At 65.6% G+C, this 26,733-nt stretch carries 42 protein-coding genes; 4 read left to right on the top strand and 38 right to left on the bottom strand.

Annotation, left to right across the window (positions count from 1 at the left end; translation table 11 throughout):
* Positions 1 to 44: 44 nt before the first annotated feature.
* Together ASF30_RS10485 and ASF30_RS10490 are read left to right on the top strand one after the other, a co-directional pair.
* Positions 45 to 1,223 (top strand): hypothetical protein, encoded by a 1,179-nt coding sequence (locus tag ASF30_RS10485; RefSeq protein WP_055905796.1) that lies wholly within the window; start codon positions 45 to 47, stop codon positions 1,221 to 1,223.
* Positions 1,224 to 1,333: 110 nt separating this feature from the next.
* Complete coding sequence (locus tag ASF30_RS10490) at positions 1,334 to 2,482, top strand: hypothetical protein (protein ID WP_055905799.1); 1,149 nt, start codon at positions 1,334 to 1,336, stop codon at positions 2,480 to 2,482.
* A gap of 71 nt (positions 2,483 to 2,553) precedes the next feature.
* Here the strand turns inward: ASF30_RS10490 and ASF30_RS10495 are convergent, their stop codons facing one another.
* Complete coding sequence (locus ASF30_RS10495) at positions 2,554 to 2,811, bottom strand: hypothetical protein (protein ID WP_162240750.1); 258 nt, start codon at positions 2,809 to 2,811, stop codon at positions 2,554 to 2,556.
* Positions 2,812 to 3,025: 214 nt separating this feature from the next.
* On the opposite strand from ASF30_RS10495, the gene ASF30_RS10500 reads away from it, so the two are divergent.
* A complete protein-coding gene (locus tag ASF30_RS10500; protein WP_055905809.1) occupies positions 3,026 to 3,577 on the top strand; it encodes a hypothetical protein in 552 nt (183 codons plus the stop codon).
* Positions 3,578 to 3,638: 61 nt separating this feature from the next.
* Here ASF30_RS10500 and ASF30_RS10505 read toward each other — a convergent pair whose 3' ends face one another.
* The 24 genes from ASF30_RS10505 to ASF30_RS10605 form a co-directional block, all read right to left on the bottom strand.
* Complete coding sequence (locus tag ASF30_RS10505) at positions 3,639 to 3,992, bottom strand: hypothetical protein (protein ID WP_157497195.1); 354 nt, start codon at positions 3,990 to 3,992, stop codon at positions 3,639 to 3,641.
* Between the two features lie 67 nt (positions 3,993 to 4,059).
* Complete coding sequence (locus tag ASF30_RS10510) at positions 4,060 to 5,136, bottom strand: hypothetical protein (RefSeq protein WP_055905815.1); 1,077 nt, start codon at positions 5,134 to 5,136, stop codon at positions 4,060 to 4,062.
* Complete coding sequence (locus ASF30_RS10515; RefSeq protein WP_055905818.1) at positions 5,133 to 5,738, bottom strand: exonuclease domain-containing protein; 606 nt, start codon at positions 5,736 to 5,738, stop codon at positions 5,133 to 5,135. Before ASF30_RS10515 ends, ASF30_RS10510 begins: the two co-directional genes overlap by 4 nt.
* A 2-nt stretch (positions 5,739 to 5,740) precedes the next feature.
* Positions 5,741 to 6,214 carry a hypothetical protein gene (locus tag ASF30_RS10520; protein WP_055905821.1) on the bottom strand — a complete coding sequence of 158 codons (474 nt, stop codon included), beginning with the start codon at positions 6,212 to 6,214 and terminating at the stop codon, positions 5,741 to 5,743.
* A gap of 2 nt (positions 6,215 to 6,216) precedes the next feature.
* Positions 6,217 to 7,608 (bottom strand): S8 family peptidase, encoded by a 1,392-nt coding sequence (locus ASF30_RS10525; protein WP_055905825.1) that lies wholly within the window; start codon positions 7,606 to 7,608, stop codon positions 6,217 to 6,219.
* A gap of 328 nt (positions 7,609 to 7,936) precedes the next feature.
* Entirely contained in the window at positions 7,937 to 8,173 is a 237-nt protein-coding gene (locus ASF30_RS10530) for a hypothetical protein (protein WP_055905827.1), read from the bottom strand.
* Positions 8,170 to 8,409, bottom strand: a complete 240-nt coding sequence (locus ASF30_RS10535) for a hypothetical protein (RefSeq protein WP_055905830.1) — start codon at positions 8,407 to 8,409, stop codon at positions 8,170 to 8,172. Before ASF30_RS10535 ends, ASF30_RS10530 begins: the two co-directional genes overlap by 4 nt.
* Before the next feature lie 2 nt (positions 8,410 to 8,411).
* Entirely contained in the window at positions 8,412 to 8,801 is a 390-nt protein-coding gene (locus ASF30_RS10540; RefSeq protein WP_055905833.1) for a hypothetical protein, read from the bottom strand.
* A gap of 102 nt (positions 8,802 to 8,903) precedes the next feature.
* Complete coding sequence (locus ASF30_RS10545; protein ID WP_157497197.1) at positions 8,904 to 9,524, bottom strand: hypothetical protein; 621 nt, start codon at positions 9,522 to 9,524, stop codon at positions 8,904 to 8,906.
* An 85-nt stretch (positions 9,525 to 9,609) separates the two neighbouring features.
* Positions 9,610 to 10,263 carry a hypothetical protein gene (locus ASF30_RS10550; protein WP_157497199.1) on the bottom strand — a complete coding sequence of 218 codons (654 nt, stop codon included), beginning with the start codon at positions 10,261 to 10,263 and terminating at the stop codon, positions 9,610 to 9,612.
* Between the two features lie 20 nt (positions 10,264 to 10,283).
* Positions 10,284 to 10,640, bottom strand: coding sequence for a hypothetical protein (locus tag ASF30_RS10555; protein ID WP_055905840.1), 357 nt, complete (start codon positions 10,638 to 10,640; stop codon positions 10,284 to 10,286).
* A gap of 75 nt (positions 10,641 to 10,715) precedes the next feature.
* Positions 10,716 to 10,964, bottom strand: coding sequence for a hypothetical protein (locus ASF30_RS10560; protein WP_157497201.1), 249 nt, complete (start codon positions 10,962 to 10,964; stop codon positions 10,716 to 10,718).
* Between the two features lie 136 nt (positions 10,965 to 11,100).
* A complete protein-coding gene (locus ASF30_RS10565) occupies positions 11,101 to 11,559 on the bottom strand; it encodes a hypothetical protein (RefSeq protein ID WP_055905846.1) in 459 nt (152 codons plus the stop codon).
* Between the two features lie 21 nt (positions 11,560 to 11,580).
* Positions 11,581 to 11,850 (bottom strand): hypothetical protein, encoded by a 270-nt coding sequence (locus ASF30_RS10570; protein WP_055905848.1) that lies wholly within the window; start codon positions 11,848 to 11,850, stop codon positions 11,581 to 11,583.
* Positions 11,847 to 12,137: a hypothetical protein gene (locus ASF30_RS10575; protein WP_055905851.1), complete on the bottom strand. Its 291-nt coding sequence runs from the start codon at positions 12,135 to 12,137 to the stop codon at positions 11,847 to 11,849. Before ASF30_RS10575 ends, ASF30_RS10570 begins: the two co-directional genes overlap by 4 nt.
* Positions 12,134 to 12,271, bottom strand: a complete 138-nt coding sequence (locus ASF30_RS22680) for a hypothetical protein (protein WP_157497203.1) — start codon at positions 12,269 to 12,271, stop codon at positions 12,134 to 12,136. Before ASF30_RS22680 ends, ASF30_RS10575 begins: the two co-directional genes overlap by 4 nt.
* Entirely contained in the window at positions 12,268 to 12,549 is a 282-nt protein-coding gene (locus ASF30_RS10580) for a hypothetical protein (RefSeq protein ID WP_055905854.1), read from the bottom strand. The genes ASF30_RS22680 and ASF30_RS10580 overlap by 4 nt, the downstream gene beginning before the upstream one ends.
* Position 12,550: 1 nt before the next feature.
* Positions 12,551 to 12,715, bottom strand: coding sequence for a hypothetical protein (locus ASF30_RS22685; RefSeq protein ID WP_157497205.1), 165 nt, complete (start codon positions 12,713 to 12,715; stop codon positions 12,551 to 12,553).
* Positions 12,716 to 12,777: 62 nt separating this feature from the next.
* The gene (locus tag ASF30_RS10585) at positions 12,778 to 13,224 is read right to left on the bottom strand and encodes a hypothetical protein (RefSeq protein WP_055905857.1); all 447 of its coding nucleotides are present in this window, start codon (positions 13,222 to 13,224) and stop codon (positions 12,778 to 12,780) included.
* Positions 13,221 to 13,664 (bottom strand): hypothetical protein, encoded by a 444-nt coding sequence (locus ASF30_RS10590; protein WP_055905860.1) that lies wholly within the window; start codon positions 13,662 to 13,664, stop codon positions 13,221 to 13,223. Before ASF30_RS10590 ends, ASF30_RS10585 begins: the two co-directional genes overlap by 4 nt.
* Positions 13,661 to 13,828 carry a hypothetical protein gene (locus tag ASF30_RS22690; RefSeq protein WP_157497207.1) on the bottom strand — a complete coding sequence of 56 codons (168 nt, stop codon included), beginning with the start codon at positions 13,826 to 13,828 and terminating at the stop codon, positions 13,661 to 13,663. The genes ASF30_RS10590 and ASF30_RS22690 overlap by 4 nt, the downstream gene beginning before the upstream one ends.
* 61 nt (positions 13,829 to 13,889) lie before the next feature.
* Entirely contained in the window at positions 13,890 to 14,402 is a 513-nt protein-coding gene (locus tag ASF30_RS10595; RefSeq protein ID WP_055905863.1) for a DUF2510 domain-containing protein, read from the bottom strand.
* Positions 14,403 to 14,475: 73 nt separating this feature from the next.
* Entirely contained in the window at positions 14,476 to 14,772 is a 297-nt protein-coding gene (locus ASF30_RS10600; RefSeq protein ID WP_055905866.1) for a hypothetical protein, read from the bottom strand.
* 73 nt (positions 14,773 to 14,845) lie between these two features.
* Positions 14,846 to 15,394: a hypothetical protein gene (locus ASF30_RS10605; RefSeq protein ID WP_055905869.1), complete on the bottom strand. Its 549-nt coding sequence runs from the start codon at positions 15,392 to 15,394 to the stop codon at positions 14,846 to 14,848.
* A gap of 271 nt (positions 15,395 to 15,665) precedes the next feature.
* Here ASF30_RS10605 and ASF30_RS10610 point away from each other — a divergent pair, with 271 nt between their 5' ends.
* Positions 15,666 to 15,986, top strand: coding sequence for a hypothetical protein (locus tag ASF30_RS10610; RefSeq protein WP_055905872.1), 321 nt, complete (start codon positions 15,666 to 15,668; stop codon positions 15,984 to 15,986).
* A gap of 53 nt (positions 15,987 to 16,039) precedes the next feature.
* Here the strand turns inward: ASF30_RS10610 and ASF30_RS10615 are convergent, their stop codons facing one another.
* The 13 genes from ASF30_RS10615 to ASF30_RS10675 all read right to left on the bottom strand — a co-directional run bounded on the left by ASF30_RS10615 (position 16,040) and on the right by ASF30_RS10675 (position 26,712).
* Positions 16,040 to 17,134 (bottom strand): hypothetical protein, encoded by a 1,095-nt coding sequence (locus tag ASF30_RS10615; RefSeq protein ID WP_157497209.1) that lies wholly within the window; start codon positions 17,132 to 17,134, stop codon positions 16,040 to 16,042.
* A 141-nt stretch (positions 17,135 to 17,275) separates the two neighbouring features.
* Entirely contained in the window at positions 17,276 to 17,650 is a 375-nt protein-coding gene (locus ASF30_RS10620; protein WP_055905877.1) for a DUF7715 family protein, read from the bottom strand.
* A gap of 155 nt (positions 17,651 to 17,805) precedes the next feature.
* A complete protein-coding gene (locus ASF30_RS10625) occupies positions 17,806 to 18,342 on the bottom strand; it encodes a hypothetical protein (protein ID WP_055905880.1) in 537 nt (178 codons plus the stop codon).
* Between the two features lie 31 nt (positions 18,343 to 18,373).
* Positions 18,374 to 18,613 (bottom strand): hypothetical protein, encoded by a 240-nt coding sequence (locus tag ASF30_RS10630; protein WP_055905882.1) that lies wholly within the window; start codon positions 18,611 to 18,613, stop codon positions 18,374 to 18,376.
* The gene (locus tag ASF30_RS10635) at positions 18,610 to 19,731 is read right to left on the bottom strand and encodes an AI-2E family transporter (RefSeq protein ID WP_055905884.1); all 1,122 of its coding nucleotides are present in this window, start codon (positions 19,729 to 19,731) and stop codon (positions 18,610 to 18,612) included. The genes ASF30_RS10630 and ASF30_RS10635 overlap by 4 nt, the downstream gene beginning before the upstream one ends.
* Before the next feature lie 31 nt (positions 19,732 to 19,762).
* Positions 19,763 to 20,110 carry a hypothetical protein gene (locus ASF30_RS10640; RefSeq protein WP_055905887.1) on the bottom strand — a complete coding sequence of 116 codons (348 nt, stop codon included), beginning with the start codon at positions 20,108 to 20,110 and terminating at the stop codon, positions 19,763 to 19,765.
* 145 nt (positions 20,111 to 20,255) lie between these two features.
* On the bottom strand, positions 20,256 to 21,008 hold the full coding sequence (locus tag ASF30_RS10645) for a hypothetical protein (RefSeq protein WP_055905890.1): 753 nt from the start codon (positions 21,006 to 21,008) through the stop codon (positions 20,256 to 20,258).
* Positions 21,009 to 21,078: 70 nt separating this feature from the next.
* Positions 21,079 to 22,710 carry a Fic family protein gene (locus ASF30_RS10650; RefSeq protein WP_055905892.1) on the bottom strand — a complete coding sequence of 544 codons (1,632 nt, stop codon included), beginning with the start codon at positions 22,708 to 22,710 and terminating at the stop codon, positions 21,079 to 21,081.
* A 108-nt stretch (positions 22,711 to 22,818) separates the two neighbouring features.
* Positions 22,819 to 23,145 carry a hypothetical protein gene (locus ASF30_RS10655; protein ID WP_157497211.1) on the bottom strand — a complete coding sequence of 109 codons (327 nt, stop codon included), beginning with the start codon at positions 23,143 to 23,145 and terminating at the stop codon, positions 22,819 to 22,821.
* Positions 23,146 to 23,196: 51 nt separating this feature from the next.
* Positions 23,197 to 24,453: a type II toxin-antitoxin system HipA family toxin gene (locus ASF30_RS10660; RefSeq protein ID WP_055905897.1), complete on the bottom strand. Its 1,257-nt coding sequence runs from the start codon at positions 24,451 to 24,453 to the stop codon at positions 23,197 to 23,199.
* On the bottom strand, positions 24,443 to 24,772 hold the full coding sequence (locus ASF30_RS10665) for a helix-turn-helix transcriptional regulator (RefSeq protein WP_055905899.1): 330 nt from the start codon (positions 24,770 to 24,772) through the stop codon (positions 24,443 to 24,445). Before ASF30_RS10665 ends, ASF30_RS10660 begins: the two co-directional genes overlap by 11 nt.
* Positions 24,773 to 24,880: 108 nt before the next feature.
* Positions 24,881 to 25,216: a hypothetical protein gene (locus ASF30_RS10670; protein ID WP_055905903.1), complete on the bottom strand. Its 336-nt coding sequence runs from the start codon at positions 25,214 to 25,216 to the stop codon at positions 24,881 to 24,883.
* A complete protein-coding gene (locus ASF30_RS10675) occupies positions 25,213 to 26,712 on the bottom strand; it encodes an RNA-guided endonuclease InsQ/TnpB family protein (RefSeq protein WP_055905906.1) in 1,500 nt (499 codons plus the stop codon). The genes ASF30_RS10670 and ASF30_RS10675 overlap by 4 nt, the downstream gene beginning before the upstream one ends.
* Between the last annotated feature and the right edge of the window lie 21 nt (positions 26,713 to 26,733).

Consider the following 26,733-nt stretch of genomic DNA (forward strand, 5'->3'; position numbering starts at 1 on the left):
CGCCACATACCTACGTGGTGCCCACACTAGGAGGGGGCTCAACGATGAACTCATTTACCCGCAAGGCCGCTCTGGCGTGCACGCTGGTCGCCGCCATCACACTCGGCACTGCCGGTGTTTCGTACGCTGCGACACCGATCCCGGTCGGACCGCCGAACATCCAGGTGGTGGCGACCACACCGGAGGTGACGCAGGACCCGGCAGAGGTGTACCTCGTCACCAACGAAGACAACCTGTCCGAGATCGCCCGAGTGCAGCTCCGCGCTGCGATCGAGGCTGCACAGTCCAACACCAGCACCAACCCGATCACCATCTCCATCCTGAAGAAGGCGGAGGCCGACAAGCTCGCGGCCGCGAAGGCGTCTGTCGCCATCTACACGGCGGGACGCGCCCAGATCGCGCGGGCCCTCACCGCATACGACGGCTACGTCAAGGCCGGCCCGATCCCCTTCTACATGACCAAGGGGTGGGACAACAACCTGATCGCTCTCGACAAGCTGATCGGTGCGCACGCCACGGACGCTGAAGTGAAGACGAAGACCGCTGCCCTGAAAGCGTCCATCGACGCTGTCCCCGCCTACCAGCAGAAGTTCTACGAAGCGGTCGCATGGCAGGAGCGCGCAACCACCCTGAAGGGTGTGGTATTGACGTACGCCACCCGGGCGAACATCGACGCCATCAAGGCTGCCGGCAACGCGATCGTCACGGAGATCCACTCCGCGACCACCTCCACCGCCGGCCTCGACAAGAGGATCACCGCCGTGAAGACCGCGATCACCGCCGGCGAGAAGAGCAGCGCCGACCGGTCCGGCCCGATCCAGGCCGGGAACAGCATCTACTCGAAGGCGAAGGCTGCCAGCGACACCTACGGTGCATCCGCGAACCCGGGCATCCAGAAGCAGCTGTCCGCTGCTCTGGCCGCGTACAACACCGCCAAGACTGTCGGCACCGGCGCTCAGGTCAGTGCAGCGGCCAAGACCGTCCAGGTGAAGAGCGCCGCCGTCACCGACTCGGCGCAGGCGCTGCGGGCCAGCAAGCGGCTCGCCGGCAAGGCCACCACGGCGTACTACTCGAAGACGCGGGCGCCGAAGGCGAACCGCGCTGCCCTCTGGAAGGCGAACGGTGCGCTCGGCGCAGCAGTCCGCGCGAAGGCAACCCCGGCAACGCTCGCGCCGCTGAACAAGAAGGTGCAGGACGCACTCAACCGCGTCATCACCTGGTGAGCTGAACGGTGAAGGGGAGGTGGCCAGGTCGGTCACCTCCCCTTCATTTTGTCTGCCGCAACCCTGTCGCCACATGACCTCCTGATGCGCCACCAAGGAGGGCCTACCCGATGAAGACCACCACGAAGAAGATCGTGCTCGCCTGCACGCTCATCACCACCATCAGCCTCGGCTCGGTCGGTGCAGCTTTCGCTGCGAGCAGCCCGGAGCCGGTGCTGTCGATCACCACAGCAGCGCAGGCTTCCGTCGTCGACGGGAACGCCGTCGCGAACAGCAACCTGTCCGCCGCTTCCCGCGCTGCGCTGGAGAAGGCTGTCGCGAACCTCGACGCCGCCGTGAAGGCCGGTAAGGCTGACCCGGAGATCGCAGCTGCCCGCGCTGACCTGCTGTCGAAGCTCGCAGCCGCGAAGACATCCGCCGCCGTGTACCTCACAGCGATCAACAACCTGACGCAGACGTACGCCACCTACAACCCGCAGACTCTGCCGGCCTGGCTGACCGCTGACCTCGCCAAGGCGCAAGCGGCACTCAACAAGGCTGTGGACGCCGGCGCTTCCGACGCTGACGTGAAAGCCCTCACCGTGAAGGTGGAAGCTTGGCTGGCACTGGTGAAGGACTGGCGTCCGGCGAACGCTGCGGCTTCCAGCACCATCCAGCAGACCGCAACCCTGGTCAACGAGAACACCGCCCCGTACGCGACCTCAGCTGCCCTGGCCGCTGTTGTGAAGGCGCAGACCCTGCTGAAGGAGTCGTCCGCGGCGACCGGGTCGACAACCTCGAACCTGAACGCTGCCATCGCAGCAGCGCGGACCGCGATCGACGCTGCTAAGAAGTCGTCCGCTGACCGTGCCGCATCGGTGATCGCTGCGAACGGCGCCACGAAGGAAGCCGCTGCCCTGTACGCGAAGTACAAGTCGACTGTGATCCCCGCTGCGGTCGCAGCCCTCCAGGGGGCGAACACCACCCTGACTGGTGTGCTGAAGACCGCCACCCCGGCCCAGCTGGCGGCGTACACGAAGCTGCTGAAGGACAAGGCTGCGATCGTCGCGAAGGCCGGCGCCCAGATCGACGCTTCGAAGAAGCTGGCCGCTGACGCTGGCGCTGCAGTGAAGAAGCACCCGAAGGCGACCGCCGCCCAGAAGGCAGCCGTGACGAAGGCTGTGGCGGCACTGAACGCCGCCGTCAAGGCGAAGGCGGCGCCGGAGAAGCTGGTGTCGCTGCAGAAGGCTGTGGCCGCGGCTGTCGCGAAGCTGAAGTAGACCGCATACGAGAGAAGCCCCGCCTCGGAGATGATCCAGGCGGGGCTTCTTCTGTGTCTGGGGCGTGCGTCCTAAGCGCCGAGGAACATCAGCATGGATGCGATGACGAGCCCGGCGGAGGCCACACCGCCTGCAGCTGGAATTGCAACCGTGACGATCAGTCGGCGGCGGTCGACAGCGAAGTAGAAGTCCTCCTCCTCGAACGCCTTCCCGTCAGCCGAGAAGATCGGAGGCTGGTACTTCCGGACGAAATACCTCTTGTCAGACACGTTGGACCACACCATCGCGATCGCCACGGCGACTCCGACGACACCGATTACGAGCAGCACCACTGGCATCGTGCCCGCTGGGGCCACGAACTGAATCTGCGTGAGGTGAGCGGGAAGCATCATCGTCGTCATAGCACCTTCATGCGCGGCGGCGCCGAGATCTGCTCGATCACGGCTGGTGCACGTTCTTGGAGCAGTTCTTGGAGAAAGTGCTTGTGCTCTTGGAGCAGTGCTTGGTATGGTAGGTGAAACAACCTCAAGCACAGGAGAACCCGTGACCGACACCGACCCCCAGTTCCCGACAGCGGGCGACGTCCGCTACCTCCCCGTGCCCACCGAGCACGTCCCCGAAGTCCTCCGCTACATCGCCGACCTCATGACAGGAGCCACCCCCATGACCGCAACACTCACCCCCGAAGCGCCGACCGAAGCCACCCCCGCGGCCGGCGGACTCAACCTCACCGACTGGCACGAGATGGAAGCGCAGCGCTGGGAGGACATCGACGTCGTCGACCTCGCCAACCGAAACACGAAGACCGCGAAGCACTACCGGGCCATCATGGACGAGCTCGTCGACAACCACGTCGGCGAATGGCGCTCCATCGACGACATCGCCGACGCCACCGGCCTGGACCGAGACGTCGTCAAGAACTTCCGCACCCAGATCTACCGCCACCTGCACGCGCACACCGACTACATCCTCGCCCCGTTCCCCGGCGCGTGGGGTGCCGACCTCACCCCACGCCGGAAGCAGGTCGTCTGGTACCGGGTGTCCGAAGCGCAAGCAGCGCAGTGGCGCCGGGTCCTCCCCCAGCTGCACAAGTAGACACCGACGAAGAAGCCCCGCACCGGACAGATCCGGACGGGGCTTCTTCGTGTTCGTGGGGCTATCGGGTGCGGTCCGTGAGCTCTCCGACGTCGACCTTCCCGAACAGCTGCACCTGGGCGATCGCCGCGCTGAGGGTGTCGGAGAACATTGCGAACGGTCGGTCCCCGATAGCTCCGGACGCATCCACCCGGACAGTGCAGCCCTCCCAAGACTGCTCGACCGTAGAGATGTGCACGGTGATGTCGTGTCCCCATGTTCGGGTGGCTGGTAGGAGTTCCACCGGGAGCATTAGGGCGAACCATTGCTTGATCGGGCTGCCGAATGTGAGGACGGCCGAGTCGGTGGTTCCCGGAGACCGCAGGGTGAAACCGCGGTTGACGAAGACCGAGGCGATCACCGCGACGGTTTTCAAGGCTGGAACTCCGGCTGTGATCTCCCGACCCGGATGCGCCATCCGATTCGGTCTCAACGGCGAGCTCTCAGACACTGTTCTCCTTCTTCTGCTGCCGGATCTGGTCCAACGTCATGGTGATGTACGGCGCCATCCGAGGCAGCCACCGGTAGTCCGGATCGTTCGGGGCTTCCGCCCACCCGCCTGGCCATTCCAGCCTGAGGAGCCGGCCGTGGTCCACCTCTGTCAAGGTGACGTCAGCGGGCAACGGCAGGTTCCCGTAGCGGCCGGGGAGGCAGAGCAGGGCGACATGGACGTCGGCGGCGTGCTGGGAGTTGGTGCGGAAGATGACCCGGTCGTTCTGCCGCTCCCCTGCCTGCAGCGCTTGGATGATGCCGTTCCGGTACCGGACCCTGTAGGTGTCCATCCCGACATGGCCGAACCACACCGCCCCGTCGCGGACCAATGGGCCGGACCGGTGAAAGTGGGTGACGGCGTACTCGTCGAGGATGGCCAGAGCCTCAGCGGAGATCGGGTCGCCAGTCGCCGGTGCGGTCGCCCGGTTCAGCCACGGTTCGAAGTCGTCCCACTCGTCCGGGCTCTTCCCCCACGAACCCTCGGGGACGCCGGGGGTGTTCCATTCGCAGAAGAACGGCAGCCCGTGCTCGGAGCGGAGTGCCCGGGCGACCTCCCAGGTGAACAGGCTGCTGAGCAACGCCAGTTCGAACAGCGCCTCGAACCCGTCGATGGGTCCGGTGGCTGTGCGTTCAACCGGATACGAGAGCGTCAGTACGCCCGGTTCGGTTTGGGTGATGGTCGTGCGGTCCGGGAGGGTGCCGGGCGCCAGGATGATCCGGCACCACCGGAGCCCCAAGTTCATCCTTTTGTTGGTGCTGGTCTTCCACAGCAGCCATCGGGTGAGGAGCGCCCGGTCGGTGAGCTTGAACAGCTCCTTCCGGTACGTCTCCGACCACACACGGTGCACCGTGTAGGTGCCGGCATCCAAGGTGACGGAGTATCCGACGCTCCCGTCACGGAGCTGGACGGTGGACCCGTTCACCGGGTCGCCGACGACATCCCACCGGGCGGTTGTGCGGCCCATCTCGGCTGTCGCATGCAGGTTCTCGATCACCCGTTTGTCGAGCAACGGTTTGCGGCGGCTCATGCGGCTCCTTGGAACAGGTGTCGGTAGGCGCGGCCTTCCTCCAGGTGGAGGCGGATGTCGCCGAGGGCGCGGTGGTCTTTCAGGTCGTTCACCGGGGTGAGGTCCTTGCCGGTGGCCTCCTGGTAGAAGTACCGGAAGATGCCGACGTCGACGATGCGGCGGTCGGCGAGCATCTTCCGAAGCCGTGGTGTGTGCTTCGCGAGGACATGCTGATCAGAATGCCAGACTCCGGAGCCGGCGAGGATCAGCGGCCCTTCGGAGCGGCGCTTGTAGGCGCGGAGGATCTGGATGATCTCTCGCTCCACCTGTTCGATCGAGTTGGGTCCGTGCGCAGCTTTGTAGACGTCCAGGAGGAGCCCGTTGTCGGTGTGCATCTGCATGACCACCGGTGTCTGCTCCAAGTGCTCGAGCGCAGCCGCACTGGGGCGGACCACCCGCTGGTACTCGAACATGACGTTCAACCCGACGTCGGTGCCGATGATCCCGAACTCGATGATCTCGTCGATGCTGCGGTCCTTGCCGGTGAGCTCCAGGTCGATCCACACGTAGTGGAGGCGCTGGATGCCGTCGGCGTCGAGGACAGCCTCGGTGGTTTCGGTCATGGTCAGAGTCCCCAAGTGTTGTCGGTGGGCGGTGTCAGTTGGTGGCGGCCGAGGGCTGGTTCGATGCGGCGGATCCCGGCTTGGTGGAGGGCTTCGCGTTGACGTTCCAGCTCCTCCGGTGAGATGTTCCGCCGGAGGCCGGAGCGGCGTCCTTCGGCGGACTTGATGACGATGAACGCGGCGCGGCCGCGCGGCTTCATCGGCTCGGCAGGTGCTGCTGCCCGCCATCCGATGAAGGCGACACTGGTGCCGGCAGCCACTCCGAGTACGCCGATCCCGATGAGGAACGTCATGGCAGCCCATGCCGGCCACAGCGCCTTGTGGCGCGTGCCGGCGGTGATTGTGGCGGTGAGGTCACCGTGGACTCGGTGTGCGATGACGATGGAGCACAAGCCGATCAGGATCCCGAACGAGGCGATGAGCGCGCCGACAAGGACGGAACGGGTGCGCGATGGTGTCAGACGGTCTGTGGCCACGGTCAATGTCCGTCCTGCGGCGGCTGAGGCGGGAAGCTGTCCCATGGTGAGGGCGCGGCTTTCGTCGCTGGCTTCCGCTTCTTCCGGCGGGTGACCACAAGGATGAGGATGACGACCCCTGCGATGGTCGCGGCGGCGAACGGGACGCCGACGATCAGGGCGAGCTTCACGATGTCAGCCTGCAGCTTCTCCTGCCGGGCGGCGTCTTCCTTCTCGCCCTTCTCCATCCAGCTGTTGTCGACGGCGGCATCCGGGTTCGGCTCCCCGTTGATCTGCCACGGCGCCGGTCTGTACACGCCGTCGTCGATGATGAACGGGTTCGTGTCCGCGTACCCGACCGGGTCAGCGGCGAGCATCGCTGTGGCGGAGACAACACCGTATCCGGCGACTTTGTCCCAGTACGGTTCATGTGTTTCGCCGTTGCTGTTCCGGATCAGCGACTGCAGCAGCTGGTTCGTGGTGGCTTCCGGGTACTTCTGCTTCACCAGGGAGAGGAACCCGGCGGTCATCGGGGTGGCGAACGACGTTCCGGAGATCAACGTCACCTTGTCCAGCAGCCCGGTATCCCCGACCCGCAGGCCGGTGAAGCTGACGCCGGGGGCGGAGATGTCGGTGTCCATGCTGTTGTTCTCGTACGTTGCACCGTCGAGGTCTGTCGTCGCCACGTGAGCGTTGCTGTCCACTGCCTGGACGCCGACGACACCGTTCGCGGCGACAGGGAAGTCGCCGGCCTCGAACTGGAACAGGTCGTTTCTCAGCGACCCGAAGATGGCGACGTCGTTGTGGAGGGCGTACGCGATCGCCGCTATCGCTTCTTCTGACTGGGCGACGCTGAGGGAGATGGTGATGATGTCGGCGCCGTCGTCGACAGCGTCAGTGATCGCGTCAGCGACGTTCGTGTCGGATTCCTTGCCGGCCTTCGTCAAGCATTGAACCTCGTTCTCGGCCAGCCGGTCGCCGGTCTTCGGCGAGACAACGGCGTACATCAGCAGCTTCGCGTCTGGTGCGACACCGCGTTGGGTTGCCGCCCCACGGATAGGTGCGCCGTTCCCGGCCAGGTACAGGGCGATGTTCGTGGCGTGCATCGACGCTTCACCTGCGGTGGTCACCGCGGGGATGACCTTCCCGGCTTCGTCGTAGCAGTAGGAGTTCTTCTTCGCTGTGATGTCCGCATCCGCAAGTCCCGGCGTGGACGGGTCGACGGCACCGTCGAGGACAGCGATTGTCACCCCTTCGCCGGTGAAACCGGCGTCGTGGGCGGCTTGGATGTGCAGCGCGTCGAAGTACCAGTCACCGGCGCCGGCGGCCGTGGCGGGAGCTGCAGTGGACAGGAGGATGCCGGCGGCCACGACGGTCGCGCCGGCGGCGCGGATCCAGCGGGAGCGGTCGGTCATCAGGCAGTCCTTCACGGGGTTGGCGTGCCGGAAAGACATGTGGCGGACAGGGCAGCCCGGGCCGCGCCACACTCCCCCGCTGTCGACGTCATGGGCAGGCTCTCGTCGACTGACCTGCGGGGCGCGTGTCAGGCGGTGCGTTCGTACCAGGGCTTCCGGTATGGCTTCCGGGGAAGGTGGATCCGCGGGTCGCCGGACAGGCGGGTCCATCCGATGTGCGGTGACGACTTCGGTGACCGGAGGTAGTGGCGGTACATGGCGTCGCCTCCGCGGCCTTCCATCACAACGTGACCGCAGTCCATGCACCTGTACTTCGACGGTTGACGGCTCACAGCACCTCCGGAAGCCACACTACGGTGACGGTGTACTTGAACGCACGTCCGATGACCTGGTCGGAGTACAGCGTCTCGGCGGTGCCGAACTGCTGCCATGCCGCCTGGCCCCAGCTGCTGTTCATGCCGCGCTGGAAGAACTTGTGCTCGCTGTGAACGACAGCGTCCTCGGGGAGGTCGTCAAGGGCGGTCGAGGAGGTGATCTCGTCGCCGATTTTCAGTGTGGTCGTCATTTGCTGTCTCCTTTTGCGATGAAGGCGAGGATGGCTTCTGCCTGCTCGTTGAAGCGGCCGCGGATCTTCGTGCCTTCGAGATGAACCCAGTCGCCCACCCATCCGGGCCGGTTCAGGTCGAACAGGAACTCAGCCAGCTCGTCTCGTGTGGGTGCGGTAGACACCTGCGAATCGAAGGGGTCGATCCCACTGGCGGGGTCAAGGGCCAGCTCGACCGCTTGGTCCGAAGTTGGCATGATCACTCCTCGCCTACCCCTCTGCGGTTGATGCGCCCGTCGAGCTCGTCGCGGGTGACCTGCTCGATGGACTCGACGGTGCGGGACAGCCACCAGGTGTCGTTCGGGTAGATGCCGGTGCCGGTGTCGGCTTCGCCGTACGTGGCGTGGCCGACCTTGACCTGACCGGGGAAGCGTTCACCGGTCTCCGGGTGCATGGCGACGATCTTGACGATCGGGAAGAGGATCCCGTCCCAAGAGCTGGGGTCCGAGTGGCGGCCGTCCTTGAAACGCGGGAGACGGGCAACCTTCGGCTGCTCGGTCAGATCCAGCACGTACGCGGTGGATGACTCGGACAGCAGAAGGAAGATGCCGGTGTGCTCGCCGATGATGACTTCTGTGATCTTCTCCATGACACCAACATGTGCGGACCCGTCCGGTTTCAGTGGCCGCGGACGAGGGCAAAACAAACGCCGCGGCCGGGCTTCGGACGCGGCGTCCGTTGGTGAATGCGGCTAGCTGTCGATGTGGGTTGCCAGAGCTCCCCAGAACCCTCCGCGGTTGCGGTTCGGCGCTGACATGCCACCGTTCAGGTCGTTGTCGAGGTCGATGAGCTTCGTGCGTTCGATGATCTGCATGTGCAGGTCCTCGACGGTGTCGGGGACGCGGCCGTCGCGCATCTTGTCCTCGGGGAGGTGGAAGTCGATCGCGAGGTTCTCCCAGTCGTCGCCGTAATCGAGGCTGGCGCCGTAGTTCTGCTCGAGGAACTCGTTGATCTTGTCGTACCGGGCGTTCAGGTAGCCGTCCGGGTCCTCTACATCTCGGGGGACAACATGGTTGAAGTCCAGCGGGATGGAATGCCCGAGGGCGTACATCTCAGCGTCGTGGCGGGCCACCTCGATGCTGTGCAGGGTGTTGTCGTCGGAGATGTCGTAGTACTCGGAGTCGCCGTAGGCGAAGCTCGTGTCGATCGGGGTGCCGCCGTCGAAGGTGAGCTGCGTGCCACCGATGAACCCGGTGCGTGCTCCTTCGCGGCAGGCGGCGCCAGCTGCTTCGCCTTCGGCGTGCTGCTCAGCCCGACCGCAGCCGAGGCAGTAGAAGTACCCCTTCATCAAGGGGCGACGTTGGCTGTTCATGGGTTCCTCCGGTGAGTGGTGGCAGACGTATGGTGCGAGCTGCGTTCACCGGAGTAGGTGTGTGGCGCCAGTCAGGTCAGCTGGCCTAGCGGCGACTGACCCATGCCGCGGCAGATGAATCGCCGTTGTCGGCACGTGCCGCGAGGAGGTCGACGATCAGGTCAGCCCGGCGCTGTGCAGGGCTGGTGGTGGACGCCTGCTGGATGGCCGTAGCGGTAGCTGCCCGGTGCTGGCCGATCAGGTGGTCGGTGCCGATCAGGTGAAGGTCCTGCTTCGGGACTGTGACCTGGGAGGTGTCGACGAGCAGCCTATGGCCGGCGTCGGTGATCGAACCGATCCGGGCTCGGCTGGTGGCGAGGCCGTGCTTCAGCAGCGGCAGGACGGTGTGGTTCTGGTGCCGCTCCAGGCGGTGCAGTTCACCGTCGCCGAGGATGGCGAGCAGGTTCAATGCCGGGCCAGACAGGGCGTACCGTTTCGACGGGTCGACGGGCGGTTCGCTGTACGGGGGCACTGCGGCGCCCAACGCTGTGAGACGGGCGCTGGAACCGATGAGCTCCAGGTAGCCGGCGGCCGCGAGAACGTCGCTGCTCGCATGCTGGCTGCGAGTCAACACGATCACGTGCAAGCCACGCGCTGCGGCATGCTGGAGACGGCTGATCAGCTTCCGCTGCGCGACGGTCAGTGCCGCCACGGGAACGGGCCCTGCCTGCTCCGCGGGCGAGGTCGTCGAATGTGTCAAAGCCTGTGTCCTTCCGCGGTTCAGTTGATTTCTACCCAGCCGCTGAAAGCTTCGCCGGACTCGCCGCAGGTGCGGATGACGAGCCCTGTGTCAGTCGGCGATGCGGCGACGATCGCGCGGGCGGCGTCCTCAGACTCGGCAGCCTCGTAGACGTTCTCCTCCTCAACGTTGGAGACCTCGTAGATGTTGCCCCACTGGATGAAAGTCACCTCACCGGTCAACAGGTCAGCGACGTCGGTCCAACCCTCGACGGTGCGGACCTCGACGGACTCCGACTCCATGGAGCGGTGGTACGTGATGGCTTCGATGGTGCGGTCGATGCGGGCGTTCGCGGCGGCGAGAGCAGCTTCGAGGGTGGCGATGCGGTCTGCGGACATGATGGTGATCCTTCCATGCCGCGGCGGTCGCGGCTTCTTCTCGTCACCTACATGCGCGGAACGGGTATGTTCCGTTCAGGCGCTCGGCTGCGTGCAGCTGCTGTCGCAAGACTCCGTCCAGTGGCCGGCGCCCTCAGGGCAGACGTCCAACTGCGCGCGGAGGTCAGCGACGGTGTACTCGTCGAGCTCCTGGTTACCGTACCTGTCGATCGCAGCGGCCAGCCACCCCAGCGACGTCTGCTCGCTGCGGCCGTCGATGCCGCCCCAGGAGCCGCGGAGGGCGGAGCCGTACTCGTTCAAAAGTGATGCGGTCGTCGTGGCCATGGTCAAGTCCTTCCAGAGGGTGGTGTTCTTCGTCACCCACATGTGCGGATTGGCGGGCGTTCGGGGCTGATCAGCGACCGCCGTCAGAAATATGTGCATACAGATAAGTCGATCTGTATGCACATATTTCGAACCTCTAGTAGGGCCAGCGCAGCAGTTCGCTGATCCAGAGGAAGACGCCATACTGGCCACGAATCCCAGCGATGCCGAAGATCAGCATCAGCAGGCCGAACGCGGCGATGCCTGCTGGGATCTGCCAGGCGACGGTGAAGAGGACCCCGGTGGCGAGCCACACAGCGAGGGCCATAGCCAGCCCGCCGATGGTCCCAGAGAGGACGTCCAGGCCGAACTTCGACTGGCTGGACCAGTCCTCGTCACCGTTCCGGAACCCTTCCGGCTGGATGGAGGACAGAGCAGCGACCAGCAGGCCGCCGGCGGCCGCGGTGCTGACGAGGAACGCAGCCACCCAAGCAGGTTCACCGCGGGTCGAGGTGAGGGGTGCCAGGACGGCAACCGCGGCGCTCACCGCACCGATGAAAGGCAGGGTCAGCGGGACGCTCAAGCGTCGCTTCGAACGGGCGATGGTGTCGGTCACGGGGGCGTCCTTCCGGAAGGGTCAACCGGGAGGCATGTGGCGGGCGGCGTCGGTCGTGTCATCGTCGACGGGCTCGGCTGCTTCCAAGCCTTTCGCGGTGATGTAGATGTGGCTGTCGTCGGTGCCGCCTGTGTACCGGCGTTCCGCGTATCCGAGACGTTCGAGGGCTCCGGCGGTGCGTCCGTCAATGACGCCCCAGACGAAGCTGTTGCCGCGTCCGCGGCGCATCTCACCGGCGGAGGCCAGCCAGTTCAGCGCTTCACGCTGCAGGAGGGTCAGTTTCCGGGTCATGCGGGGTCCGACACCATCTCCTGGGTGACGTGGAGGGTGTGTCCGGTGTCGGGGTTGTAGATCAGTCCGGTGTCCGGGTCGATGATGGCGCACAGGTGCGGGATGCCGAGCGGGGACACCCACATCACCTGTTCGATCGGTCGGTCCGAGTCCTTGTCGGGCTGGCCGTGGATCGGGAGGGTGCCGTCGGCGATGAAGTCGATTCCGCACAGCGAACAGAACCACAGCAGCTGGTCGGTGACAGAGTCGGTGTACCTGAAGACGTTGTGGTGGCAGGGTGCGGTCACGGGGTAACCGTCCGGGCGGCGCGCTTCCACGCCTTCATGACCATCCCGTTGATGCCGCGGGCGACGTGACGTCCCTTGTGGGTGCGGGTGTTCGTGCAGACGAAACCGTCCTTCGTGGATCGGCAGGTGCTCATGATGTTCCCTCTCGGCCGGGGACCTTCGGGAGGTCGCGCGGGTTGGGTCGGTAGCGGGCGAACGAAATCGACTCGTAGGTGTCGGCGACTCGGGTGAGGCCTTCCTCGTGGAGGAACTCGTCCCGGATCATCACGACACCGTTCTCGTTCAGGTAAGTGAGGACGGTGGCGGCGCGGTCGTGGCGGATGGACGGGCCCGGGTATCCGAGCGCCGTGAGGAAGATGACGGCCAGGTACTCCGCCTGGTCCTGCTGGAGGGTGTCGTATCCGGTGGCCATGTCAGCGCACGTCCCAATCGATGAGGGACGCCACTTCGGAGGTGATCTGCTCCTGCGCATCCTCGGGGAGGCTGGTGAGGGTTCCGTCGTACTCGAAGTCGTCTGGCACCTCGATGTCGTGGTGCACCGACTCCCACGTTGCGGTGATCGTGATCGTCCTGGTCATGAGCGGCTCCTTCTGTCGCCACCTACATGCGCGGGCGCCGCCAGAACTGCCGAGTCAGCCGGTCACGGCCAGGCACTGAGCGCCAAGTTGATGACCAGCCAATGCCAGCGGATGCCGGCAATCCCGAGCGCTATCAACCCCAGCCCGACCAAGATGATGACCGAGATCCCCACCCAGGTGAGCGAGAACGCCGCGACAACCCAGAACCAGAATCCGACAGCGACCAGCAACCCGCCGACAACACCGGAGATGATGTCCAAACCGGTCTTCTTCCGGCGGGTCGCTCCGGGCTCATCCTCACGCATCGCCTCCGGCTGAGCGGTGGACACCGTATCGACGATGAGACCACCGGCAGTAGCGGTAGCCAGGATCAACGCCGACACCCACGGGGAGCCACCATCAGTCACGAACGTGAGAAACGCAGCGCAGGCCGCCGCGAGGAGCGCACCCAGCGTCGTCGCAGCCAAGGGGTAGCTCAACCGGCGTGCCTGAGACTCCGCAGCGGTCACACATCCTCCTCATGGTCGACGACATCATCATCTGACAGATCGGTCGTCGCACCGCGGATGTCGTCGGCGAGCTCGAACAGGTAGTTCTGCACGACAGTCGTGGCGACCAACGCGAAGTTCGCTTCCTCCATCCACAGGTAACGGGAGTTGCCGTTCTCCACCACGAACCACGGGTCCAGCTCGTCGGAGAGCTCCTTCATGAACTGGAACCCGAACGCTTCCGCGGCGACCGAGTCGATCACGTCAGCGGAACGGGTGTCCGGGGTGTCATCCTCGTCGAGGATCGCAGCGACCACCTCGAGGTCAGCGCCGCCCGCCAGCTCCTGGCGGATGGCATGCAGCTTCGCTTCCGCAGAAGCGAGCAGTTCCGCGGCGAGTTGCAGCTGGTGGCGGTCGAACGCGGTGTCGTCGAGCTCCGCGATCTCAGCGGCCGGCGTCACGAGAAGTACCGAGCTGCGGCGGCGAGCTCCTCAGCGCCGCACGGGCTGCAGAACGCGATGAAGTTGTACGGGTTCGCGGCAACCTGCTGCGCTTCCGCAGCGGTCAGCTTCCGCAGCACACCGCCGCAGTTCTGGCAGTCGAGGGTCGGCTCTGTGAACGGCATGAGGCTCCTTGCAGGTGGGTGTTCACCACCCTCATGCGCGGACCGGCGCCGGACTGCAGGGTCAGGCGTTGATGCCGGCCCAGATGATGAACGCGAACACCCCGACGACCAGCGCGGAACCGGACAGGGCCACACCCCAGATCGCCAACGTCTTCCCGGTGCGGGCTGGGTCGACTCCGAGCGGCGCGGCGTTCGCTTTCGACAGGGCCACCAGCCCGAGTACCAGGCCGACCGCGCCCAGGACCAGACCGAAGAACGGGATTCCCCAGCCGAGCGCTATCCCGATCGCGCCGAGCAGCGTCGCTGACAACGCCAAACCCTGCGGCGGCTTCCAGGCGGACGCGGCCGGGTACGGCTGGAACTGCTGGGTCGCGGCGAACTGGGCGGGGTACGCGGAAGGCTGCACCGTGTACTGCTGCGGCGGTGTGTACACAGGCGCGTGCTGCACCGGGGCGACATACGCCGGCGGGGCTACCTGTGCGGCTGGTTGAACCGACTGGGTCCACTGGATGCCGTCCCACCACCGGAGGTTCGTGCTGTTCTCCGGGTCCTGGTACCAACCTGCAATGGGCATGAATGCCGCCTTTCACGTTCGCGGAAAACAGTACCGGCGCGCACCCACGGTGCGCACCGCCCAGTCGTGGGGGTCAGGCGGAGGTGACGGTGCCGCCGCCCGCTTCGATGATCTCGGCGAGGACCGACACGAAGTCGAAGTCCTGCAGGTCGATGCGGTACCGTTTGCGTCCGCCGCCGTCGACGAGGACCTCAGCGACCGGGTCTGTCGCGTTCGAGCAGTAGCAGCCGGGATCCCGGCCACCGCAGCAGGCGTAACCTGTCTCGAAGTTCATGGTGACGGTCACGTCAGCAGGATCGACAGTGTCGCCGTAACGGTTCAGCTTGTCAGCGCCCCACTGCTTCAGCGCGGCTTCATAGGACATGGCCATGGTCGTCTCCAACGGTCGGTTGGTCTGTTGTCGCCACCTTCATGCGCGGACCGGCCGGGAAACGAGGTTCAGGTCAGTTGCGGAGTGCAGCATCGAGCACAGCCTGCAGTGCGTGCGGAACGGCGCCGCCGACGACTGCGTCGTCCCCGGCTTCCATCCAGATCGGGATGTCGTTGCCGCGGGTCTGGCAGATGGCGTACCGGCCGCCATCGACGGCGATCGCCACCAACGTCTTCGACTCCGCACCGAGTGGATGGTCGGCTACGGAATGGTTCGCGCAGAACGCTTCTGCTTCCTCGCGCTCTTCCTCAGTTGCGCCGTCGAGGACCAACGCCCACGACTCCGTGAACAGTGCGATCCCGACCACCTCCTGCCCTTCCGGGATCTCCGCGGGCAACGAAGGGGCATCCCGAGTCGTCAGGATGTGGGCGACAAACCCGAGGACATCCGGGACGCGCCCCATCTCCCACATCGCCGGGATGAACTCCACCGGGACAGCCGACACCGGGCCGGACTTCCCCTCGGTCAGCAACGCCATCGACGGGGGCATGTCCCATTCGCCGACAGCGACCTCAGCGGCCAGGAGGACGGTGAGGTCATCGATCAGGTTCGTGTTGCGCACAGGCGGGGCTCCTTCTTCTCACCACCCTCATGTGCGGACGGTGGGAGTGCTGCACCCCAGTCTGCTACTCGAACCGACTGAAGGTCATGCGATCGGTCCCGGTTCCGCGCATGTAGGTGCTGCACGAGATGACGCACCGCCGGCCACACCCGACAGTGTGCTTGAATCGTCGTGCTCCTTTGGCGGCCGGCTCTGAGTCCCGGCCCTTGTTTCGCCCCGCATCTCTGCGGGCGGACCGGCGTGCGCGCCGAACAACCTGAAGGAGTCACCTGTGAGCAGCACCCCTGAGTTCGAACTCGGCGAGACCGTCGGCACCATGTTCGGTTCCGGGAAGGTCGTCGCGATCGACCTGTCCTCGGACGGGAACCTGAAGTACATGGTGGATGTGGAGGACGGCCGGCGGATCCTGGCGTCCGCTGAAGCGTTCGGTGAGCCACCCGCAGTGGAGCCTGGGCGGCTCGCCGCGGAGGAAGCGGTCGAGGCGTTCCTCACCGGCAACTACCCGTGCACATGCGGTGACCCGGAATGCCCGGGGCACCGGTTCGAGGCTTCGATGATCGTCCAGATCGTCGTCGACCACATGCAGGCGTAGTGGCGGCGGGCCCGGTCGGCGCGAGCTGGCCGGACGCCCGGCTCGAAGCAGGGTCATGGGGCGATCGGGTCGTCCGGGTCCTTATGCGTAGTCGGTCCGGGCAAGACGGGCCCATCGGAGGGTTCATCAGAGGGCTCCTCCGAAGGCCCCTCCGAAGGCGCTTCTGAAGGTTCCTCGGAAGGACTGGTTGAAGGTTCATCATCGGGCGGCGCCAACTTACGGTTCTGACCAGGCATGGCGGGCACATCGAACGGGAGGGACAGTCCCCTGTCTGAGGCAACGACACCCAAGATCGACGATTCGCCGCTGTCGACTGCCTGCGTCAGTTGATCCGTGGATAGCTCTCGTTGGACCGTCGCCAGCGAATCCAGCGACGCACGTAAGGCAGTGACGTCGCTGGTGTCAGTCAGCCGTGCGAAGATCGCGATCGTCCCGCGGTACTGCAGGTCCTGCACGACAATGTCGAGGTTGATACCGTTCTGGCTGCCCTCAGGTCCGCACTCGCTCCAGATTCGGAACTCTCCCTCATACCCCTCGGCGAAGAAGTCTTTCGGCTCGCCGCCTTCGCAGGTTGTCCGCGTGACAGCTTTCCCATCCAAGAGGTCGTTGTCCCCATCGAATGCCCCCGACGTGACCAGCTGTAGCCCCGGCACCGCTTCCCCGTTACCCATCGCCAACAGGTTCTCGCTTGCTGCGACAGTCTCTCCCAGCAGATCGCCGTTGCGGGCGGCCCACACCGCTTCGTCCCTGTCGGACCATGCGGCAGGGACGGAGATGCTGGATGATGTCGTACCGATCGTGTCGAAGTCCTGGTACACCGTCTCCCCCGCCGGAAGCTCCGTTGCTGCTGCGGCGGCCACGAGGTCCGTGAGTTCGTCAAAGGAGGCCACCGTGACAACGGCTGACGATGCCGTCGGAGCCGCGGTTGAAGTCACAGCGGGCGGCGGCGCTTCAGCCGCTGAAGGCCCATCCTTCGACAGAAGGAAGATGATCAGCGGGACGACTGCGCTGATGACGGCCGCGCCAGCAGTGGCAAGTACAGCCCAGTCTTTCCAGGTGAGGGGCCGCTTGGTTGTGTGCCGCACCGGTATGGCCGCCGGCGTCGCCGGCGGGAGTTCAACAGGTGGAGGCGTTCCTTTGTCTGGCATGGTGCACCGCGCTCACCACCAGTATGCTCCGGCACACCGACCTGTGTTTGGTGGACTACCCTGATCAGCTGCGTCTGGTCTGACACACAGAAGAGGTGCCGTACCCGGGGTGGGCGCGGCACCTCTTTCGGTGTCTGGTGGTTAGGCGGCGACGAGCTCGCGGACGGCGTACACATCCAGGCGGCGCTGGATGACGTGACCGGCGTCGAACTTGGCGGCGACAGCCAGCATGTCCTTCGCCATCCCGGAGGAGATCGACTTCGGCCAGCTGCTGTTCGCGACGACGTGGGCGATGACCTCGGCGCGGGTCATGTCGGTGTCGACGACGAGGGCGGTGGTGGTTGCCTTGTGGCAGACGGCTCCTGAGAACGAACGGCCGCATCCGCAGCCGCCGTCGGGGTTGCTCTGGTCGCGGCCGCAGACGAAACCGAGGGTGAGGATCTCACCCTCGTCCACCCAGGTGAAGTCGTTGTCGGCGGTGCCCTGCGTGCGGTCGGTGGCGGTGAGGATCTTCATGTCAGTTCGTTCTCCCTTTTCTCGCTACCTACATGTGCGGGATTGCCGAACTTTGGCTGCGCGCGCGAGCGGATGCGCGCCGAGATGCGCGCCGAGCGGATGGGCGCGTCAGGCGTCGCGCTTCGGCGTTGCGCGTCGCACGCTGCGCGCGAGCGTCAGTTCGCGGTGATCGCGACAGCTGCGAGGATCGCCGTGAGACCATCGGCTGCTTTCCCGGTGACGTCGACCCCTTCGAAGGTGGTGGCTGTGCCGTGGCCGCGGGTGAGTGTGGCGGCGTGTCTCCCGCCGCGGATGTCGACTGCGGTGAACGTCTTGACCTCCTTGGCGCGGGGGTGGTCGGGGAACCGGCCGGCCGCCCACTCGTCGAGGCTGTCGAGCTCATCCGAGGTGAGTCCGGCCAGGGACAGCTGCCACCCTTCGGTGTACAGCACGAGCCCGTCGACGGTGTGGTCCTCGGGTGCGTCGTCGGGGATCGGCAACGGGCTTCCCTGCACGACCGCCGCGGCGATCACGTCGAGCACCAGTGCGGTGTCCTGACCGGCCCACAGGTCAGGCGGGAACGGGACGGTGAGGGTGCCGAGCTCCCCCGATGGTGACCGGGTGAGCAGCGCCAACGACTGGGGCATGTCCCACAGGTCGAAGGCTGCGTCGACGGCGAGGAGAGCGGCGAGTGTGTCTGTGACGTCGGACATACCTGTTGGCATGTGGCGGCGGCGACGTTCGTCAGTCGGATGGCTGCTTCGTGCGGCGTCGCTTGTCGCGCGCGTCTAGGAGGTGGAGTATGCCGGATAGAGCGCCGACCGCCGTGGCGAACATCAATATGGCGATGCACACATGACCGAACCGCGCCCACCTCTCAACTCCATTGTCCACCGCCGTGACCCACACCACCGAGACCACTGTGAATACGATCGATGCGATCTGGACGGCGAACATGATCACGACGTTTGTGCGGTCGATCATGCGTCCACCTCCGTGATCGCGAGCTCTGCAGTCGACGCTGTCTCGGAGTCGGTAGGTTCCGAAGGCGCTGCGCTATCGGTCCCGGTCAGGTACTTCCCGACTACGTTGACGACAGCAGCAACCGGGACGGCGAACAACGCTCCGGGGATCCCGGCGACCAACGATCCGACAGCGACTGCCAGGACGACGGCTAGCGGGTGGACCTTGACGGCGTTGCCCATGACCAACGGCTGCAGGATGTGTCCTTCGAGCTGCTGGACGGCGATGATCACGACCAGCATCCACAGGGCGATCCACGGTCCGGAATACAGCAGGGCGAGGATGACGGCGACGGCGCCGGCGACGAGGGCGCCGACGACGGGGATGAAAGCTCCCATGAACACGAGGATGGCGATGGGGACGGCCATCGGGACGCCGAGGAGGGCGGCGCCGAGGCCGATGCCGAGCGCGTCGATTCCGGCGACGAGAACCTGGATCTTCGCGAAGCTGCTGAGGGTGGCCCAGGCCACCTTGCCGGCGCCGTCAGCTTTCGTGCGAGCTCGAGCGGGGAACAGGGTGACGATCCACGACCAGATGCGGGGCCCGTCGATGAGGATGAACAGCAGGGTGAAGAACGCGAGTGCGAGGCCGACGCCGACATGGCCGACGCCGGAACCGACAGACATGGCGCCGGACAGCAGCGCGCTGGAGTCGGACTGAACGGCATCGACGGCTGAGTCGACGTACCCGTTGATCTCAGTGTTGGTGAGGCCGAGCGGGGAGTCGTGGAGGAACACCTTCACGGAGTCCCAGAACTCGACGGCGCGGCCGGCGACGTCGCGGGAGCCGCGGATGATCTGGATGACCGCGACCGTCACCAGGCCGCCGAGGATCAGGACGGTCCCGCCGAGGGTGGCGGTCACTGCAGCCCATGCTGGCCAGCGCTTCCGCTTCAGGAACCCGACGACGGGGACGAGGAGGGAGCCGAGGAGGATGGCGATGAGTACCGGGATGACGATCTCGGACAGCTTCGCGAGGCCCCACATTGCTGCGGCGGCCGCGGCGACGATCACGAGGATCCGCCACGCCCAGGACGCGGCAGCTTGGACCGGTGTGGGGACGGGGTGCGGGGTGCTCATGCCTCATGGGCATGTGGCGGAGCGTCTCAGCTCAGCGTCCGGTGTCGCCGTGTCGCTCCACCCACATCCGGCACAGCTGCCCGTAGTTCTCGATGACGTAGATGCTGGGGGCGGAGCGGTCCATGGTGGCTTTCATCGCGGCCGCCCATAGTTGTTTCTGGACGGCCGGTGGCGGTGGAGCTCCGACGCCACGGACGGCTTGCTCGGTGATGTGTTGACGTTCGGCGCGGTTCATCAGCTTGATGACGACGTACAGGACCAAGCCAGCGATGGTGAGACCCCACCCCCACGCCCATATAACCGGACCTCCACCGAAAGCTGCGATCAGCAGCAAGACGACGCCCGCGGCTTGCAACATGAGCACGAGAAGTCCGAACACGGACCTCCCGACCCCTCCTCTGCGCGCTGGTTCGGGTTGGGTCTGATGCGTCATTGCGGGGTGTCCTTCCCTCGTCCGAAAGGTACCGAGACGGAAGGGACCAGCGCCTGTCCCCTTTCCGGGGGCACGATCCCCCGGCAGTGACTCAGGTTCCCGGCAGCTGCTCGGTCGTCGGCACCGGCGCAGGCCGGTCCGGGTCCGAAGCCAGCAGCCGCTGCATGAGCTCGTCCCGGCTGATGCCGAGCGCCGCGGCGGTCTGCAGGATCTCCTCGTCGAGGGTCGGCATGACAGGAAGGCCGTCAGCGACGGGGTCGCGGAGGAACAGTGCGGTGACAGGAACGACGATGGTGCCGAGAGCGGCGAGGATCCACAGGACTGCCATGGCGCGGGCGTACCCTTCGGACCAAACATCGGGAGTGATGACGATGAGGGCGCCCATTCCGTACAGCAGCCCGATGGTCGCGTAGGTGGTGCGGAGCCCGTACTTGACGAACGGGCGGGTGCGGCCGCCGAGCAACGCCAGCAGGTTGATGTTCACCAGGGCGGCGGAGAGGATCGCGGCAATCAGGAAGGTCTTCCAGACGAACTCCCACTGCCACACGTCAGCGTTCCAGATGCAGATCAGACCCAGGATGAGCGCCAGACCGGCTTCGTACAGGCCGACGGAGGGGCTCCACCTGACACGGCGGGCCGGCGCCAGGTGCGCGAGGGCAGCCACGCCGAACGAACCGACGAGAGCGGTGGTTCCGAGGATTCGTGTGCGGGTTTCGTCGAAGTCGCCCGTCAGGATCATGGCGATGCCGACGATCGCGGTGAGGGTCAGCCCGACAGTCAGGGTGATGATCGAAGCGCGGCGGATGCTGCGGAGCTTCGGCATGACGGCGGTGCGGATGTCCAACAGGTCCCCCTCGAACGACGTGGTCGTCGAGAGGGCATGTGGCGGATCTCGGCCGCCGACGTCCCCCGAGCTAGAGCTGCTGCTCTGGTAGGTGCGCCGGACGCTCGTGGTATCGGCCGCGGTCCGTGAGCTGTCCTGCCTGCCCAGCTCGGTAGTCGTGACGGCCAGTGCCGTCGTCAGCCAGTTCGACGTTGATGATGGAGTCGATCAGCGATGGGGTGGACATGTCGGCCGAGTCCAGATCGGCGTAGCTCCACCCGGCCGGCATCTGGGCTGGAAGGCGAAGGCCGGGCCCTTCGCGCAGGAACGCGTTCGTCCCCCGAAGCTCCCGCCAGGCGGTGTCGAAGTCGGTGAAGTCGATCTGCCCTGCGTACCGTTGCGCGAAATCCATCACTTGCACAAGTCCGTCTGAGTTGCCGTAGTTCGTCAACCTCACCAGCCCGGACAGGTACTCGTTGCGGAGGTTGATGGGGATGATGATGCGTTGCTGGCCTGCTCGCACAAGCTCGGCGTTCATCATGATCCTGGCCGCCCGACCGTTCCCGTCGACGAACGGGTGGACCTCCGAGATCAGGAACAGCGAGTACGCGGCGCGGGTGAACGGTTCGGCAAGCTCAGCGCCGATCTCCCAGCCAGCCTTCAGTGTTTCCAGGACCTGGTCGGGGTGGACGAACTCGGTGTCGCCGGCACGGTTGGAGAGCAGCTTGTACTCGCCGGGTCGCCTCCCGGGACGGCCTTCCATGATCGCGGCGTGGCGCCGTTTCATCGCGTCCTCGAAGTCCGCGAACGTTGTCAACGTGAGGGCCATCTCTGCCGGGTCGTTGACGATCCTGTAGGTGCCGGCGACGTCGTGGGCATCTTCCGGTCGGTCGACGGGGATCTGCCCGTCGATCGCGATCTTCGCGGCTTCCTCAACCCCGAACTCGGTGCCTTCGATGAAGTTGGAGAAGTACGCGTCGAAGAACGGCAGGTACTCCTGATTGGCTGTCGGTGTCCGCGGGCGAGGTGGCTGCTGCTTCAGATCGTCGGCGAACTTCTGGAACAGCTTCACCCGGGCGTGGTCGTAGGGCCGGCCGGTCTTCAATGCGTTCATCAGGGTGGACGGCGAGTCGACGGACGGCCGGTCTCCGGTGGCTGCTCCGAGCGCAGCGCTGATGTCGGCGAGGCCTTCCGGTTGCGCTGACGCCGCAGCGTAACCCTCTGCATTCTTCTGGAACCTGGCCCACTGCTCCTTCGTCCTGGTCGGGGTGAGCTCGGCGATGCGGGTGTGGATCTCCTCCCTGGTGAGGGTGCGCGGCGGGCGGCCGCGGACGGCGCGGCTTGGTTTTGCGTTGTCGATGAACCCTCGGTGTTCCGACGCCAGGTACAGGCCGCCGGATACAGGGATGTCGTCAGGCTGAGCCGCCGGACCGGACGCCGGGACGATGGTGAGCCCGGGAAGTTCAAGCGTGCGGGCGCGGGTGTGGGCGACGAACAGGTGTCCGTCGACCGGCTTCCCCGTGAAAGCGGACCGGTCGGTGATGACAGCACCAGGAAGTTCATGGCCGACGATGCGCTGCCAGTTCTCGGCGACCACTTCATCTAGCGGCCGACGCATGTCGTCGGTGTAGATTCCTTGTGCGATGCGGCGCAGCTTGCCTTGGGAGACCGCGTCGGTGCCGGCGCGGCTGCTGGGCAGGTCTTCGCTGAAGATGATCGCCATGGGTGCCCCGGTTTCTGTCGGCTAAGAACCGACGATAGTAGAAACCTGTCGATTAGTGTAGAAAACCGTCAGCTAAGCCCGAATATTCCTTGGTGTCGGTTGCTCGGATTACTTCTCGCCGGCGCGGGCGTAGTACCCGGCCAGGAACGTGTCCATCTGCTGCGACCCATATCGGGAGTCGGGGCGCTCGGATGCCCATGAGACCCACGCAGCTTCTGCTTTCGCAGTGTCGACCAGCCCGGCGCGTGCGACGTCACCCTCAGGCGTGAGCACGGCGTACCGGTACCGCTGCAGCTCATGGATGGTGAGCAGGCCGGCCTCGGCGAGCTGTCTGGCAGTCTGGATGCTCGGGCCGGTCAGCGGCACATGCGTGTCAGCGTGGACGAAACGGGTCAGCAGTTTTCGCTGGGCGGGGGTCATTTTCACAGTGGTCATCATGGTGTCCTTCCGTCAGCTTCTTCCTGGGCGGAGCTGCGCGGATCAGGGTCAGTAGTCGTATGAGGCGAACGGGTTGAGGATCTGCCGGCCCCAGAGACGTTGCCGCTCCCCCTCGGTCAGTTGTGCGGCGTCGGCGGCGTCCGACCATTCGGAGTGGATGACCTCGACCTGGTGGTCGATGATGTCTCTCGCTTGCTTCGATGTGAGGCCGTACACCGGTGCCGCGTCGACGCATACACGGAACTGGCTCTCCCGTTCCCCGTTGACGCCGATCGCCATGGCTTGAAATGCGGTCTCCCCTGACCTGGGCTGTGGGCAGATGTCGTACGCCGGGGACAGGGACAGCAGTTTTCCGTCCCAGAGGGCAGCGTGGTTTCGGGCGTGGTCGTCGAAGTTGCCGACGGCGATGTTGAACACGATCCTGGCGAACAGCTCGCGGGTGTCCCGGGATGAGGCGAACCGGGCCCGGATGAGGTCGGCGAGGTCGGTGTAGGTGGCGTAGCGGGCGTTCATCTCGCCGAGTCCGAGCATGGTGAGCGCGGACACCGCCATGATTCTTTCTGTCGTCCCGGGCACACGGTCGAACCGTTCGACGAGGAGGACGTCTTTGCCGGCGCTTCTGGTGAGGGTGGTGGGGGCGACGCTCAGTCCGACTCGGCGGGCGAGGTCCATCGCCACGGCTTCAGCTTTCACGACGGGGTACGTGTCGGTGATCGAGGAGAACTTCGCGATCATGTGACGGCCGTTGTCGTGGATGAGTGCTTTCGGGCGGGCGCCACCGATCGAGGTGCCGTGCACGAGGGCGTCGCCGAGCGCTGTGGTGAGCGGGGTGCCTGCCTCGAGCCGTTCTGCTGCGGTCTGCAGCTCTTCCAGGCTCGCGGACTTCTGGCGTGGGACGTATTCGCGTGCGGAGGCTTGGAAGTCGATGGCGCCGAACCGGTCGGATCCGGATTCGAGCATGTAGGTGAGGATGTCGAGCTGGTCGACGTCGGTCTCCCTGGTGACTTTCCCCAGCCGTCGGGCGAGGACGACGCGGCGTCCCCAGGCGTCGGGTGCGCCGTCGGCGAGGCAGCCGGCGAGGGTGAGGTCGCCTAGCGGGCGGATCCTGTCCTTATTGGTCAGCGGTAGCTCTGGGAGGTACAGCGGCACGGCATCGTGAAGGCTCGGGTAGCTGCCTCCGTACGTGAAGAAGTGAGTGTCGCCGATCCGTTCGATGAGCCCGGCGACGACCGGGTCGGATGCTCCGGGGGTCCATACCCACACGAATGCTTCGGTGGGCTGGCCGGTGTTCTGCTCAGAAGTCATTGCGCACCGGCGCTTCCGGCATTCGGACGCTGGCGGGGAGGAGGGCGAGGCGGTCCTCGGCGCGGCGGCGGAGATCCGACACAGTGGACGGGTCTCCGTACAGCTCGACACCGACGATGGTCGCGGTTTCGAAGGCGACTCCGATCGCTACCGTGGGTTCGCCTCGTTCCACGCTCCGGAGGGTGGGGACGGAGATGCCGACTCGTTCGGATAGCTCCACTGTCGTCCACTTGCGTTCCCGGCGGGCCGCGGCGATCCGCAGCCCGAGCACACGGAGCGCCTCGCGGGTGGCTGGCGAGTAGGTGTGAGCGCGTCGCATAGGGGCTATCCTCCGAAAATAGACTTTCGATAAAAGCCTTCACTGAAACTATATCGTCAGAAACCGATGCAGCGTAAGGCCGAGACGAGAACCAGTTGGCCGAACTGCTTACTGCTGGATCGGCTCCGCCACCCCGTACGCGCCGTGGTCGACGTGGACGGTGAGGCCCGCTTCGTTGAGCTCGGCGATGATCCTGTCGATGTTCTGGATGATCTCGTCCCGGAGTTCCGGCTTCGCCCGTCCGTAGTAGAACGGCTGGAGGAAGTCGTTGTCGATGACGTATTCCTCGAAGTTGCCGGAGGCTTTGTCGATCGTCACGTCCAACGTGATGCCGAACTTCCCGACCCGCTTGCAGAGATACCAACGGGTGTCGACACGGTCGGTGAACCCGAGCTCGCGCATCTTCACGTCCGGGAGGACCGGGGTGTTGCCGTCGATGTTCACGCGATGATCCTCTCGGAGTCCGGTCGATCGATGCTGGTGAATGCCTTGACGTCGTCCCTCGGGCTGAAGCCCGGGGATTCCTTTCCCTGTGCTGCTGTTGCAGAGTAGGTCTGGTTTGCCGTGTCGTTGACGGTTGCCTGATCACCGCGTGGGTTAGCGGTTCCTGGGTCGTTGTCTCTGCGGCCGTTTATCGTCTCCACATCGTCCTGCGGCGACAAGTAGTAGTTCCTGAGGTTGGCGGCAGCGTTCACGTCCCGGTCGTGGGTGGCCCCGCAGTCGGGGCAGTCCCACTCCCGGACATCCAAACTCAGGGCTTCGCCCCACACGAACGTGCATCCGGGGGCGGAGCACATGCGGGTGGATGGGAAGTTCCGGGGCACTCGGATGACGGTGCGCCCGGAGGCTGCTGCTTTCTCCTCGATCAGCCGGGTGAGGATCCCCCATCCGGCGTCGTGCACGGATTTCGCCATCCTTGTTCTGGCGAGTCCGGTGATGCCCAACGTCTCCAACACGATCACTTGGTTCTCGCGAACGAGCTGGCGGGCAAGTTTGTGGTGCGCGTCCAACCGCGCTTCCCGCACCCCACGGTGCAGGTTCGCGACCTTCCGCCGGGCGGCAGCCTCCCGCACCGAGGACCCACCGCGACGCTGCTGCGGGTCGACAACGGGCGCCTCACTGCCTGCAGTCTTCGCGCGGGCGGACGCTCGATCGGCGCGCGCCTTCCGACGGGCGGATTCCTTCTGCACGGCGGCGAGTTTTGCCTCTGCTTTCCGGAACAGTCGTGCGGCGTCGACCTTCCGGGATTGGTCGTCTTCGTCGATGATGGTGGCAAGGTCAGTCAATCCCAGGTCGATGCCGACTACCCGGCCGGTGGCGGGCAACTGTTCCTGAGCGGCCCGGTCCACGACGAACGACACGTAGTGGCGACCGTCAGCTTCCCGAATCACCGTCACCGACGATGCTGCCGAGGGTAGGTCCCTAGACCAGGCCAGAGTCAGCTCTCCGGGTATCCCGGTCAACGTCAACCTTCCCCGATTCTTCCCTACCCGACGCACCAGCACGGTGGAGGCAGAGGTCGGGAACCGGGCGGTGTGCCTGTTGTCCTTCTTCGACCGATACTTCGGCGCTCCCACCCGGCGGCCCCTCCGAGTGCCGGCTATGGAGGAGAAGAAGTTCCGGTACGCCTGATCGGCGTCGCGTTGCGCCTGCTGCAACGCCACCGCCGGCATTTCCGCCAACCACTCCCGCTCCGGGGTCCGCTTCGCCGCCGTCAGACCAGCACTGAGCTCCCCATGCGTAGGTGCCTTCAGCCCAGCCTGATACGCGGTCGTTCGCGAGTGGATGTAATCGTTGAACACCACCCGGACACACCCGAACAGTCGGGCGAGCGTCTGTTCCTGCTCCGAGTTCGGATAGGCGCGGTACCGGTAGCGCACCGGGGTGGTGCCTGCCGGACGCACTCTGACGCGCGTCTTCCTCACAACGGCCTGCGCCATCACACCTCCCGGGACAGTCGA

It is taken from the genome of Leifsonia sp. Leaf264, assembly GCF_001422325.1.
Lineage (GTDB): Bacteria > Actinomycetota > Actinomycetes > Actinomycetales > Microbacteriaceae > Orlajensenia.